The 13,410-nt window shown below is 61.1% G+C and carries 14 protein-coding genes; 7 read left to right on the forward strand and 7 right to left on the reverse strand.

Annotated elements, in window-relative coordinates; all coding sequences use genetic code 11:
• Positions 1–10 precede the first annotated feature (10 nt).
• The 3 genes from HU742_RS09395 (at position 11) to HU742_RS09405 (ending at position 3,557) form a co-directional block, all read left to right on the forward strand.
• Entirely contained in the window at positions 11–1,186 is a 1,176-nt protein-coding gene (locus HU742_RS09395; RefSeq protein WP_186642302.1) for a Gfo/Idh/MocA family protein, read from the forward strand.
• Complete coding sequence (locus HU742_RS09400; RefSeq protein ID WP_186642303.1) at positions 1,183–2,262, forward strand: sugar phosphate isomerase/epimerase family protein; 1,080 nt, start codon at positions 1,183–1,185, stop codon at positions 2,260–2,262. Before HU742_RS09395 ends, HU742_RS09400 begins: the two co-directional genes overlap by 4 nt.
• A gap of 62 nt (positions 2,263–2,324) precedes the next feature.
• Complete coding sequence (locus tag HU742_RS09405; protein ID WP_186642304.1) at positions 2,325–3,557, forward strand: nucleoside permease; 1,233 nt, start codon at positions 2,325–2,327, stop codon at positions 3,555–3,557.
• An 18-nt stretch (positions 3,558–3,575) separates the two neighbouring features.
• On the opposite strand, the gene HU742_RS09410 is transcribed toward HU742_RS09405, so the two are convergent.
• On the reverse strand, positions 3,576–4,232 hold the full coding sequence (locus HU742_RS09410; RefSeq protein WP_186642305.1) for a polysaccharide lyase family 7 protein: 657 nt from the start codon (positions 4,230–4,232) through the stop codon (positions 3,576–3,578).
• 246 nt (positions 4,233–4,478) lie between these two features.
• On the opposite strand from HU742_RS09410, the gene HU742_RS09415 reads away from it, so the two are divergent.
• Entirely contained in the window at positions 4,479–4,814 is a 336-nt protein-coding gene (locus HU742_RS09415) for a hypothetical protein (protein ID WP_186609217.1), read from the forward strand.
• A 72-nt stretch (positions 4,815–4,886) separates the two neighbouring features.
• Here HU742_RS09415 and HU742_RS09420 read toward each other — a convergent pair whose 3' ends face one another.
• From HU742_RS09420 to HU742_RS09440, 5 genes are all read right to left on the reverse strand, one after another.
• On the reverse strand, positions 4,887–6,650 hold the full coding sequence (locus HU742_RS09420; protein WP_186637567.1) for an L-lactate permease: 1,764 nt from the start codon (positions 6,648–6,650) through the stop codon (positions 4,887–4,889).
• 230 nt (positions 6,651–6,880) lie between these two features.
• Positions 6,881–7,216, reverse strand: coding sequence for a DUF6124 family protein (locus tag HU742_RS09425; RefSeq protein ID WP_186642306.1), 336 nt, complete (start codon positions 7,214–7,216; stop codon positions 6,881–6,883).
• A 511-nt stretch (positions 7,217–7,727) separates the two neighbouring features.
• Positions 7,728–8,063, reverse strand: coding sequence for a DUF6124 family protein (locus HU742_RS09430; protein WP_186642307.1), 336 nt, complete (start codon positions 8,061–8,063; stop codon positions 7,728–7,730).
• A 370-nt stretch (positions 8,064–8,433) separates the two neighbouring features.
• Positions 8,434–8,814: a RidA family protein gene (locus tag HU742_RS09435; protein WP_186637557.1), complete on the reverse strand. Its 381-nt coding sequence runs from the start codon at positions 8,812–8,814 to the stop codon at positions 8,434–8,436.
• 110 nt (positions 8,815–8,924) lie between these two features.
• Entirely contained in the window at positions 8,925–9,608 is a 684-nt protein-coding gene (locus tag HU742_RS09440; protein WP_186637554.1) for an SOS response-associated peptidase family protein, read from the reverse strand.
• Positions 9,609–9,900: 292 nt separating this feature from the next.
• On the opposite strand from HU742_RS09440, the gene HU742_RS09445 reads away from it, so the two are divergent.
• From HU742_RS09445 to HU742_RS09455, 3 genes are all read left to right on the forward strand, one after another.
• Positions 9,901–11,076: a hypothetical protein gene (locus HU742_RS09445; protein WP_186642308.1), complete on the forward strand. Its 1,176-nt coding sequence runs from the start codon at positions 9,901–9,903 to the stop codon at positions 11,074–11,076.
• On the forward strand, positions 11,073–11,798 hold the full coding sequence (locus HU742_RS09450; protein ID WP_186642309.1) for a ferritin-like domain-containing protein: 726 nt from the start codon (positions 11,073–11,075) through the stop codon (positions 11,796–11,798). The genes HU742_RS09445 and HU742_RS09450 overlap by 4 nt, the downstream gene beginning before the upstream one ends.
• A 71-nt stretch (positions 11,799–11,869) precedes the next feature.
• Positions 11,870–12,157: a hypothetical protein gene (locus HU742_RS09455; protein ID WP_186637547.1), complete on the forward strand. Its 288-nt coding sequence runs from the start codon at positions 11,870–11,872 to the stop codon at positions 12,155–12,157.
• Between the two features lie 11 nt (positions 12,158–12,168).
• Here the strand turns inward: HU742_RS09455 and galE are convergent, their stop codons facing one another.
• Positions 12,169–13,215, reverse strand: coding sequence for a UDP-glucose 4-epimerase GalE (galE, locus tag HU742_RS09460; RefSeq protein WP_186642310.1), 1,047 nt, complete (start codon positions 13,213–13,215; stop codon positions 12,169–12,171).
• Between the last annotated feature and the right edge of the window lie 195 nt (positions 13,216–13,410).

Here is a 13,410-nt window from a genome sequence, read left to right on the forward strand (position 1 = left end):
GAGAGTCGCGATGAATCCTGTAGCACCGAAAATAAGAATGGGCTTCGTCGGCGGCGGAGCGGGGGCGTTCATTGGCCAGGCCCATCGCCAGGCCGCGGGCCTGGACGGCGGTTTCGAACTGGTGTGCGGCGCGTTCAGCCGCGACCCCGACAATAACCGTGAGACCGGCGGCGTCCTCGGGCTGGCCGCGTCCCGTTGCTACCACGACTGGCAACAGATGCTCGACGCCGAAGCGCTGCTGCCGCTGGACCAGCGCATGGAGCTGCTGGTGATCGTCACGCCCAATCACCTCCACGCGCCCATCGCCAGCCAGGCGTTGAAGGCCGGTTTCCACGTGTTCAGCGAAAAGCCCGCGGCGCTGAATCTCAAGCAATTGCTGGTGCTCAAGGACGACCTGCAAGGCAGCCGCTGCCTCTACGGTCTAGCCCACACCTACTTGGGTTATCCGATGGTGTGGCAGGCGCGGGAGATGGTGCGCTCGGGCGTGATCGGCCAGGTGCGCAAAGTGTTCGTCGAGTATCCCCAGGGCTGGCTCAGCCAGGATCTCGCCGCCCGAGGCAACAAACAGGCGGAGTGGCGCGACGATCCCGCACAATCCGGGCTGGGCGGTTGCATCGGCGACATTGGTACCCATGCGTTTTCCCTGGCGGAGTTCGTCGTGGACCAACCTGTCCAACAACTCTGCGCCGCCCTGGGCACGCATGTACCGGGCCGGCAACTGGACGACGACGCCACGATGCTGCTGAAGATGGGCGGGGACGTCAGCGGCGTGTTGATCGCCAGCCAAGTCTGCACCGGTGAAGAAAACCCCTTGAAGCTCCGCGTCTATGGCGACAAAGGCGCGCTGGAGTGGCGCCAGGAAGAACCGGCGAGCCTGATCCATCGCGCCTTCGATCAGCCTTTGCGCATCCTGCGTAGCGGCATCGGCCAACCTTGGCTGTGCGAGGCGGCGACTCGTCGCATGCGACTGCCAGCGGGGCATCCGGAGGGTTACCTGGAAGCCATGGCCAACCTTTATGGCGATTTCGCCCGGGCCATTCGTGGTCGAATCGAAGGTCCTGACGTGCCTGGCGTACCCGGCATCGAAACCGGCTTGCGCGGCATGGCATTCATCGAAGCCGCCATTCTCAATCACCGTGGCGATGCCAAGTGGACCGCGGTGCAAACTGGAGAGTCGCTGCTGTGAATACTCCCGACGAAACACTGAGCGGCCTGCGCGGCCCGGCTATTTTCCTGGCGCAGTTCATGGCCGATGAAGCGCCGTTCGACACCTTGGCCAACATCGCCCAATGGGCCGCCTCCCAAGGCTACAAAGCCATTCAACTGCCGACCCTGGGCAGCCGCTATATCGACTTGGCCCGAGCTGCCGAGAGCCAGGATTATTGTGACGAACTCAAGGCCACCTGCGCCCAGGCCGGTGTGCAGATCAGTGAGCTCTCGACGCACCTGCAAGGGCAACTGGTGGCGGTGCACCCGGCGTTCGACGCGCTGTTCGACGACTTCGCACCGGCCCACCTGCGCGGCCAACCCCAGGCGCGCACCGAATGGGCCATCGAACAGTTGAAACTGGCCGCTCGCGCCAGCCAGCGCCTGGGCCTCACGGCGCACGCGACGTTTTCCGGAGCACTGTTGTGGCCCTATATGTACCCGTGGCCGCAGCGACCGGCGGGCCTGGTCGAGCAAGGTTTCGCCGAGCTGGCCCGGCGCTGGCTGCCGATCCTCGACTGCTTCGACGCGGCCGGCGTGGACCTGTGCTACGAAATCCACCCCGGCGAGGACCTGCACGACGGCGCCTCGTTCGAGCGTTTCCTCGAGGCCGTCGATCGCCATCCGCGCGCAGCGATCCTCTACGACCCCAGTCATTTGTTGCTGCAACAGATGGACTACCTGGGCTTCATTGATCGCTATCACGAACGCATCCGCATGTTCCACGTCAAGGACGCCGAATTCCGCCCCGATGCCCGTTCCGGAGTCTACGGCGGCTACCAGGGCTGGGTGGATCGTCCCGGCCGGTTCCGCTCGTTGGGCGATGGCCAGATCGATTTCAAATCGATCTTCAGCAAGCTGACCCAATACGATTTCAACGGCTGGGCGGTCCTGGAATGGGAGTGCTGCCTGAAGGATTCGCAACAGGGCGCCGCAGAAGGCGCGGCGTTCATCCAGCGGCACATGATCAGCAAGACCCGCAAGGCGTTCGATGATTTTGCCGGTGTCACGGCGGATGAAGATTCCAATCGGCGGTTGTTGGGCCTGTCGAGATAACCGGCCCACAGGAAGCTGCACAAGATTATTTTCACAAGAACAACAATAAAACGGTGACGGTCATGACCACGATGAATGCACGCCTGAGCGTGATGATGTTCCTGCAGTTCTTTATCTGGGGCGGCTGGTTCGTCACCCTGGGGACTTTCCTGTCCAACACCCTGGGCGCCAGCGGCGGACAGATCGGCATGGCTTTCGCCACCCAATCCTGGGGCGCGATCATTGCGCCGTTCGTGATCGGCCTGATCGCCGACCGCTACTTCAATGCCGAGCGCATCCTGGCGGTGCTGCACCTGATTGGCGCGGTATTGCTGTATCAGCTGTATTCGGCGGCGGATTTCAGCGCGTTCTACCCCTTTGTGCTGGCGTACATGGTGATCTACATGCCGACGCTGGCCCTGGTCAATTCCGTGGCGTTCCGGCAGATGCGCGACCCGGCGCTGGAGTTCTCGCGCATTCGGGTCTGGGGCACGCTCGGTTGGATCGTCGCCGGCGTGGTGATCAGTTTCGTGTTCGCCTGGGACTCGCGCGAAGCGATTGTCGCGGGTGGCCTGCGCAATACATTCCTGATGGCGGCCATCGCTTCGCTGGTCCTCGGGCTCTACAGCTTCACGCTGCCCGGCACGGCGCCGCTCAAGGAGCAAGCGAGCGCCGGCAGCGTCAAGCAATCGCTGGGGCTCGATGCATTGGGGTTGCTCAAGGACCGCAGCTACCTGGTGTTCTTCATCGCGTCGATCCTGATCTGCATCCCCTTGGCGTTCTACTACCAGAATGCCAACCCGTTCCTCGCCGAAACCGGCATGACCAACCCGACGGCGAAGATGGCCATCGGGCAGGTGTCAGAGGTGCTGTTCATGTTGCTGCTGCCGCTGTTCATCCAGCGCTTCGGCATCAAGTTGGCGCTGTTGGTGGGCATGTTGGCCTGGGCGCTGCGCTACGTGCTGTTTGCCTATGGCAACAATGGCGACCTGGCCTTCATGCTGTTCACCGGCATCGCGCTGCACGGCATCTGCTACGACTTCTTTTTTGTCACGGGACAGATCTACACCGACGCCAAGGCGCCAAAACACCTGCGCAGCTCGGCCCAGGGGTTGATCACCCTGGCGACCTATGGCGTGGGAATGTTGATCGGCTTCTGGGTGGCGGGGCAGGTGACCGATCACTTTGTGGTAGAGGGCGGCCACGATTGGAACAGCATCTGGCTGTTCCCGGCCGGTTTTGCGCTGGTGGTGCTCGTGTGTTTCCTGCTGACCTTCAGCGGCCGGCAAGTGGCCGTGGCGCCGTCCAAGGCTTGAGTACAGGAAGAACGTCAGTCACTTGTGACTGACGTTCAGCTTGGTGTAGGTCACCTTTCCGCCTTCATTGGAGTAACCCTTGTTATCCAGGGTGTACACGCCGGCCTTGAAGTAGAAGTCGTAGCCTTGCCAGGACTTGTCCAGCTTCACCTGTTTGCCACTCTTGCCGATCAGCATCGTGAGCTGGCCTTGCTTGTCCATTTGCAGGGTGTACGAGAACGATTTGTTCAACGGCACCTTGGGCACGGTCAAGATCACCGGACTTTTCTTGTCCTTGGGCTTGAAGCGGTATTCCACGTCGATATTGCCGGTGCCCTTTTCGTAGCGGTAAACCAGTTTCAACAACGGCGTCGGGGCGTTCTTGGCGTGAATCTGCGCCACCACCACACGGCCTTCCGAAGGCACTTGGTTTACCGTCAGTTCGCCCTTGAGGGTGTTGATGCCGCTGTTGTAGCGCCAATTGCGGTGTTTTCCGTCTTTGCTGGTTTCGCGAAGCTCGGAACGCGGGTAATTGCTGTTACCGGTATGGGAGCCGGTGACGGGCGCCCAGAAGACGATCCTCTGGCCGTTATTGTCGAAATACTTGTTTTTCAAACTCGGCATGGCTTTGGTCGCCACGACCTGCGCGGGTGTTTGCACCGGCAGGGTAACGCTCCAGACAGTCACGTCAATCATGATGAAATCCTCCAACGGGACCGGCCGTATCTGGCGGTCGTCAAGACAGTAAATTGCCTTCCGTGGCGCAGTTTTCATGCTATCGACGGGAGTCTGCTTCGCTGGAGGCCCAACTGACGGATGGCTCTGCAATGAGCCTTCAGGCCCCTAGATAGGAGGAATGACGTTGTGTCTTTTTGTTGCTGATCGGTTAGAGTACGCGCCGCCCGAGAGATGGATCCCGGGCGTTTTCCTATGGAGCGTCAAATGAACCACTTCAGCAAAGTTGTCGCCTGTGCCCTGTTCGGCCTGGCCCTGGCGGGCTGCACCGGCACCCCGATGAAAACCAAGCAGTACGACAGCAGCCAATACACCGTGGTCGGCCACAGTGAAGCCAAGGCCACTGGCCTGCTGCTGTTCGGTGTGATCCCGATCCGCCAGAACAACCGCTTCGTGCGCGCCCAGGATGCGGCGATCAAGGCCAAGGGCGGCGACGCCATGATCAACACTCAGGTCCAGGAAAACTGGTTTTGGGCCTGGGTCCTGACCGGCTACACCACCTCGGTGTCGGGTGACGTGGTCAAGCTGAAGAACGTTCAGTAAGCCTGACCTGGTAAGTACGCTTACCCGTGGCGAGGGAGCAAGCTCCCTCGCCATAAAAGCTTGTTCAAGCCGTTACTTTCCTCCCACCACCATATGACTGAACGGCTCGACATACGCCTGCAACGTCACCAACCCGCCCACCAGAATCGCCAGCACCACCGAGTGGAAAAACACGTAGCGCAGGATTTCCCCTTCGTGGCCGTACCAGCGCGTTGCGGTAGAGGCGACCACGATCGACTGGGCGTCGACCATCTTGCCCATGACCCCGCCTGAACTGTTCGCAGCGGCCATCAACACCGGGCTGATGCCCAACTGCTCCGCCGTCACCCTTTGCAAACCGCCGAACAGCACGTTGGACGCCGTGTCCGAACCGGTCAGCGCCACGCCGAGCCAGCCCAGCAGGGTGCCAAACATCGGGTAGAAAATCCCCGTCGCGGCGAAGGCCAGGCCCATGGTGGCGTCCAGGCCCGAATAGCGCGTGAGGAACCCCAGCGCCAGCATCGCCACGATGGTGATCAACGAATAACGCACCACCCACAGCGTTCGCAGGTACTGGCGCGCCAGTTGCGGGATGGAATAGCCCATCAGCAAACCGCCGAGAATTGCTGCCAGGAAGATGCCGCTGCCGGTGGCGGTGAACCAGTTGAATTTGTAGACCGCTTCCTCGGTTTTAGACTGGGGCACCACGGGCGGGACCTTTTCGATCTGCTGGTGAATGGTGCCGAACGTCACCAGCGGCGAGAAGATCGGATTCGCCTCGCGCATCGGCTTGCCCTGGGGATCGAGCCGGGCCGATTGGGTCTGAGGGTCGATGGCCGGGCGTGTATCGAACAGGTTCTTGAAGCCTTGGGTGCCCCAGGCAAATACGAACACCGTTAGGATGATCCATGGCATCCACGCGCGCAGCACGGCGGGACGGGCGTCGCTGCCGAAAGCGCCGGTGGCGACCGGTTGCTGTTGCTCGCTCGCCTCGATCTTCGAGTCATCATGCCGACCGGTCAACGCCGCCGAGGTGTGGATCGTGGCCGGTCTCCAGACCTTGAGGAAACCGGTCAGGCACGCCATGGAAATCAACGCGGCGATCACATCCACCAGCATCGGCCCGTGGTAGTTCGACACCAGGAACTGCGGGATGGCGAAGCTGACGCCCGCCACCAGGATTGCCGGCCAGACCTCCAGCATCTTGCGCCAGCCGGCAAACGCCCAGATCAGCCAGAACGGCACGATGACCGAGAAGAAGGGCAGTTGCCGGCCGACCATCATCGACAGCTCCATCTCATCCAGCCCGGTCACCTTGGCCAGCGTGATGATCGGTGTGCCCAGGGCGCCGAACGCCACCGGCGCGGTGTTGGCGATCAACGCCAGGCCCGACGCGGCGAGGGGCGAAAAACCCAGCCCGATCAGGATCGCCCCGGTCACCGCCACCGGCGTGCCGAAGCCCGCCGCGCCCTCGAAGAACGCGCCGAAACAAAAGGCGATCAGCAGCAACTGCAGACGCCGGTCGTCGGTGATGCGCGCCAGGGAATCCTGCAAGACCTTGAACGAGCCGTTTTCGGTGGTCAGCCGGTGCAGGAAGATGATGTTGAGCACGATCCAACCGATGGGTAGCAGCCCGTTGGCCGCGCCATACAACGCCGCCGAACCGGCCATGTCCGCGGGCATGCCGAAAGCGAAGATCGCAATGAGTAACGCCGAAGCCAGGGCATACAACGCCGCCAGGTGCGCCTTGATATGAAAGAACGCCAGGGACGCCAGCATCACCACCACCGGGACCGCCGCCAGGAGTGTCGACAGCACCGCATTACCGAAGGGATCGTAGACTTGTTGCCAGACCATGTTCCACCTCTGCTTTTTATTGTTGGAAGTGCAGGCCCCGGGGGGATTGGCAGAGAAGTATAGGCGGGGATTTGGTAAGCGATTGCCTGCCAACCCCCCGTGGCGAGGGAGCTTGCTCCCGCTGGGTGGCGAAGCCGCCCCAAAAATTTCTGCCTTGGCAAAAAGCTTGGGCCTGCTGCGCAGGCCAGCGGGAGCAAGCTCCCTCGCCACAGGGGGCTGTGCAAAGGGGGCTAGCGGGCTTCGACGTTATCCAGCGCGCGGTTGGCGAGCATTGTGCTCAGCTCGATCAGCTGCTGGATGCCCAGGGCAATGTGTCGTCGCGAGCCGTCCAGGTCGAACGCCAAGTCATTGATCATGGCATTGGCCGAGGCCAGGGTTTCGCTGAGGTTGGCGAGCAGGGCTTCGGTGTCGATGCCGTCGATGAGGGTGAAGAGTTGGCTTGGGTCCGCTTTCGGTTTGCCGGATTTTGGCTTGAGGTAGTAATCGAGGGCGCGGTCGGCGGCTTTGTCGAATGCTTTTGGATCGTCTGGATCGGTGTCCGGCGGGTTGGGTGTTGGTTTGAACATAAATGAAACTCCAGATAAAAAATTGGAGCCATCACTCTCGCTACCAAACGAAGGGTGGTGGCCATACGAAGGTTGGTAGACCGGTTACCTGGCAACCCGGCGCGTCCGAGAACGCCCTGCGCATGACCACCATAAAACAGAGGACGTAGAAGTCCTTCGCATCAGGAGGCACGTGCGCCAGGAAACCGGGCTACCAAACCCGATCGCTGATTTTCAGCGACTGAGGAACAGTAAAGCCCGGCCCCCTGGCGCACAAGCCGGCGGATTCTGGCGTAGTTGTAGGTAACGGCGCAAGACGACGTAGCCTGATGCAGAAGGATCTTACAACTGAATAAACACAGTCCCTGATGCGCTGGGAGTTTGGCATTGGCAATGCATCCGTGGCGAGGGAGCTTGCTCCCGCTGGGTGGCGAAGCCGCCCCAAAAGTTTCTGCCTTGGCAAAAAGCTTGGGCCTGCTGCGCAGGCCAGCGGGAGCAAGCCCCCTCGCCACAGGGGGCTGAGCAACGGCGGCTAGCGGGCTTCGACGTTATCCAGCGCGCGGTTGGCGAGCATTGTGCTCAGCTCGATCAGCTGCTGGATGCCCAGGGCAATGTGTCGTCGCGAGCCGTCCAGGTCGAACGCCAAGTCATTGATCATGGCATTGGCCGAGGCCAGGGTTTCGCTGAGGTTGGCGAGCAGGGCTTCGGTGTCGATGCCGTCGATGAGGGTGAAGAGTTGGCTTGGGTCCGCTTTCGGTTTGCCGGATTTTGGCTTGAGGGAGTAATCGAGGGCGCGGTCGGCGGCTTTGTCGAACTCTTTTGAGTCGGCTGGATCGGTGTCGGGTGGGTTCGGGGTTACTTTGAACATAGATGAAGTCTCATGTGGAATTTAGAGAAGCCATCACCCTCGCTACCAAACGAAGGGTGGCGGCCATACGAAGGTTGGTAGACCGGTCCACATGAACACCGGCGCGCCCGAAGACGCCCTACGCATGGCCACCATTCATGCAAATGCGCAAGGGCACTCGCAGAAAGTGAAGCTGTGCGTCATATGGAAAGCCGGGCTACCAAACCCGATCGCTGATTTTCAGCGACCGAGCAACAGTAAAGCCCGACCCCAAGGCGCACAAGCCGGCGGATTCTGGCGTAGTTGTAGGTAACGGCGCAAGACGACGTAGCCTGATGCAGAAGGATCCTACAACTGGATAAACACAGCCGCCCGTGGCAAGGGTCTCGCCTCAGCCCTTCGCCGCCATCGCCGTCACTTCCACCCGCATCCCCTCGACCGCCAACGCCGCCACGCCCACGGCGGCGCGCACAGGCCAGGGCTTGGCGAAGAAGCGTTTGTACACCTCGTTGAAAGCCGCGCGATCGGCCATGTCGGTGAGGTAGATAGTCAAGTGCAACACGCGGTCCATGGAACTGCCGGCGCGTTCCAAGGCGGTCTTGAGCGCTTGCAACGTGCACTCGCTCTGCAGGGTGATGTCACCCAGCTCCAGGCTGCCGTCGGCGCGGGTCGGGATCTGCGTGGAAACCAGCAAGCCGCCGAAACCGGCGACGTCGGAGGAGATGGAGTCTGCGTCCGGGTCGGGGGTGAACGTGATGTCTTGGTTCGCCATGGAAGTCTCGTGCTCGAAAAGAAAGGAGGCCAGTCGCTTCAAGGCGACTGGCCTGCCAGTTTAACGCCGATCTTCGGGCTGTCAGCCACTTCCTCCGGTTCGAGCCGCCGTCAGCGCCGGCCCTGGACCATCCGCTTGGCGGTCAGCACGTGTTCCAGTTGCGGTTCAGTGACCGCTACATGCGCGGCCATGTGCCGGGCCTGCTCCCAATCCAGGTCGGGGCGCAACCATTCGAGTGCATTCTCGCCCGTGAAGGCCAGCAGCCGCTGTTGTTGATTGGCAACATCGCCGTAGGTCACCAAGGCCAGTCCGTCACAGCCGTTCGGCCTTTCGCTGGCCTGGGCCAGGGCCGCGAGAAAAATTGGCGATGATTGTCTTGAGGTCGTATAGCTCAGGCGCTTGGCCTGGTGTTGCGCGGCCGTGTCCGAAGCTTCGTACCAGCCGTCCACCGCCACCAACACGCGACCGTCGCGCTTGATCCGGTCAAACACTTTGGAGCGCATCACCAGGTGCAGGGGCAGGTGGGTCAGCGGCGGCATCGTGCCCATCGACCAGACCGGCGACCACCCCCAGCGAACCTTGATGCACTCCAACCGCCCGCCACGGTTGCGGATGGCGCTGACCTGCATGTTCGGCTTGATCACGGTTTGTCGGTCATGAAGCGTGGGCTCCGCCGCGGCGTGAAGACAGTCAGCCGACAGGCTTGGGGGGTGGCTGGCGCCGAACGTATCCCGCTGGGCAAAAAACGCCAGGGAATCCTTGGAAGAAACTGGTTGAACGAAACATTCACACATCACGAAAACTCCAGGCAGACATAGGCAACACCCCGCCGTGACAGCCGCTGGTCCGAGCCATGATCGGTTGGCTGCGGCGGTGTTATGTACCTCCGAGCCGGGGCGTCAAAGCTTGGTTCGAAAATCCTGATCCTGACCGGATGAGCGGAAAATCAAACGGCATTTCATCCATTTATCCGACCGCTCATCGTCTCGGTGCAGAGCCGCGCATTTTCCCAGGGTCGTTCGTTTTGCTACCCGATGCCGCGTATCGACGGCGTATCGCGTGGCCTCTGATGAAGGAGATTGACCCATGACCCATATCGATATTCTGCTGGATAACAAAGGGACTCCCCTCGATAAGCAGACCTTTACCTGGCGCGACCTGGCCGGCAAACCCATCAGCAAGCTGGACGACGATGCGTTCACGCGGGTGCGGGTGATCCTGATGAACGGCGTTGAATCCGACGCGCTTCGGCTCAAGCATTTTGGCGCGCGTTTTCACAAGGAACTGCACTTGCCCCTGGCTCAGGTCAGGCGTGCCGAGCAGCACCAAATGACCGCCATCAATTGGTTGCTGTCGGCGGACCACTCACCTCTTGAAACCACCGTGGCGTATGAGCAGGTCGCGATCGAAGTGACTGCCGCCGTTGCCCAGAACGAACCTGATCCTTACCAGGCGCAAACCTATCGCTTTGGCCTGCTGGAAGATTTTGACCACCTCTACCGCTACGCCGCGATGCTTGATCGGCTGGAAGGCAAGGATGCCAACAACATCCTGCAAGGCTACACGGACATCGTGCCCGGCCGGCCGACCAGCGAGCATCACCGTGCCCCCGGCGATGACCTGCGCGACAACTACAAGAAAGAAAACGCCGCGCTGATCACCAAGATTCACGCCGCATTGATTACCGGCGCGGAGTACCAGACCCACGATTACTACATGAACATCGGTCCGTTGTTCGCCGATCCGGTGGCGCGCGCGTTGTACGCCGAAATTGCCTCGGTGGAGGAGCAGCACGTTACCCAATACGGCTCGCTGCAGGACCCCAGCGAAAGCTTCATGGAGAAGTGGCTGGTGCATGAAGCGATGGAGGTCTACACGTACGCCAGTTGCGCCGAGCAGGAAGAAAATCCCCGGATCAAGGCGATGTGGGAACGCTTCGTCGACTACGAACTGGGCCACTTGAACCTTGCCTGCGAGCTGTTCAAGAAGTACGAACGACGCGACCCTGCCGAAGTGCTCGGCGGTCAGTTGCCCCGCATGATCGAGTTCAAGAGCCAGCGTGATTTCGTGCGCGAGACCCTGTCGCGTGAAGTGGATTTGCGCGCCCACGGCATCGACTACGTGCCCAAGGAACGCGAAGGTCATGCCTCGCTCGACTACCGTGCCCAACTCAACAGCGAAGGCGTGCCCGCCAACATCGCCTCCGCCGGCTACACCTTCAAACCCGGCACTGAACTCAACCCAGTGGGAGAAGAACAATGAGCGAACGTCAAGTGACCATCGGCATGAATCGTACCGGCGTGCAGATGTCCCCCGAAGACACGGCTCGCCAACTGGAAGCCACCCGACTGTTCCCGGCGGACGTGCCCGGCGATATGAGCGATTACACCGCCGAACGCGAGCGCGCCATTCGCGAGGCCGACCTGATCGGCTCGGTGCCGGCCCCCGGCTCGGTCAAAGGCATCGTCAAGACCGCGTTGGACAAAACCATCGGCAAAGCCCCGGAAGTGCTGCTGGATAAACTGGGCGAGCGCCTGGCCTTCGAGCGCACCGGCGTGCGCTTGTACGAAGCGATGGTCGTCAAGGCGATGTCCGCGCCGGGAGCCGATCCGACGTTGGTGGAGACCTTGCGACAGATCCAGGCCGAGGAGCTCGAACACATGAACATCGTGCGCGAAGCCATCGAAACCCTCGGCGGCGACCCAACAGCCATGACACCCTGCGCGGACGTGGCGGGCGTCAAGGCCATGGGTGTCCTGCAGGTATTGACCGACCCACGCACGACAGTGTCGCAATCGATGAGCGCGATCCTGACCATCGAACTGGAAGACAACGCTGCCTGGGAATTGCTGATCGAGCTGGCGAAGAAGGGCGGTCATCCGCTGATTGCCAAGCGCTTCGGCCACGCCTTGGCACAAGAAGAAACGCACCTGGCGACGGTGCGCAACTTCATCAAGCAAGACCTGCTCGCGCAAGTGAGCTGATCCTGCTTTACGCCTGGTTCCACCCTGCCATTGCGGGGTGGGCCTTGCTCACTTTTAAAGGACAACCGCCCGTGAGTGAAACTGATCTTGAGATGGAATTGAAAGCCTGGCGATTGTTGCTTGAGGACGATGCGTATCGCCTGGACTTTCCTGAGGATTATTACGACACGTTGATTCGGCGTGCTGATGAATTGGTGCTTCACGAATTTATCAGCCTGGAGGATTGGCAGTTGCTCAAGGACGCCGCGGACCAGGCTTATCGGCTGACGGTTGAGATGCTTTCGCGCAACCAGCGCGATTGTTTGAATGTGGGGGGGATGCGGTTGCCTCGGATATGCACACCACCCACGCGTCCCTGAGCTAAACCACCTCACCCCTGCTCAATACTCCGCAAAACCACCTCCCGCGGCTCGATCCGAGGAAAATTCAAGCACTGCCAGCGCCACGCATCTTGCAGCATCCGCTCAAGCCCATGACGCGCCGTCCAACCCAATTGCCCGGCTGCTTTCCCCGGATCCGCCCAGCAGCGAGCAATATCACCAGGTCGCCGCGGTTCGAAAGCCAGCGGCACCGTCACCCCAGTGACCCGCTCGAAAGCACTGACCACCTCCAACACCGAATAACCGCGCCCGGTGCCCAGGTTCCAGATATGCACCCCAGTCTGCTCGCGCAAGAACTCCATGGCCCGCAAATGCCCCTCGGCCAAGTCCATCACATGGACATAGTCCCGGATCCCGGTGCCGTCTGGCGTCGGGTAGTCGGAGCCGAAAATCCGCAGCACATCGCGCTCGCGATTGGCTACCTGCAACAAGTAGGGCAAGAGGTTGTTGGGCGTCTGCGTTGGCGTCTCTCCCAACTGACCGGAAAAGTGCGCGCCGATGGGATTGAAGTAGCGCAGTAGCCCCACGGACCAGCGCCCATCGGACGCCGCCATGCTTCTCATGACGTGCTCGGCCATCAACTTCGACTGGCCGTACGGATTGGTTGGCTGACCCGTTGGGCACGTTTCGGCGATGGGCATCTGGGCGCAGTCGCCATAGACCGTCGCCGATGAGCTGAATACCAGCTTGAACACGCCCGCGTCGGCCATGGCCTGGCACAGCGTGACGCTGCCGCTGACGTTCGTTTCGAAATACCTCAACGGCTCGCGCACACTTTCACCCACGGCCTTGAGCCCGGCGCAATGGACGACGGCCTCGATGGGGTACTCCTTGAAGACGTTATCCAATGCCCGACGGTTGCGCACATCGGCGTGGATGAAGCCCGGCTCACGGCCCACTACCTTCGCAATGCGCTGCACTGTCGTTCGGGAGCTGTTGCAGAGGTTGTCGAGGATCAGCACCGCGTCGCCCCGGTTCATCAACTCGACCGCCACGTGAGCACCTATATAACCCGCACCACCTGTCACCAAAATCATCACTCGATCCCCCTCGGTTATCCCTGTCCTGGTGTCTGTTGGGCAAGACACTCGGCGTTGTCCGGCGGTCTCTCTCGGCAGTGGTGCGCGTTTGAGACATCAGCCTGTTCTGTTGAGGGTGGTGGCGAGTGCCAGTAGTTCAGAGCAGTTGACTGATCGGTGTGTGCACTTTGTCGGCTGGCTTCAACAAGATTT

Origin of the sequence: Pseudomonas marvdashtae (assembly GCF_014268655.2) — a bacterium.
GTDB classification, from domain to species: Bacteria; Pseudomonadota; Gammaproteobacteria; order Pseudomonadales; family Pseudomonadaceae; genus Aquipseudomonas; species Aquipseudomonas marvdashtae.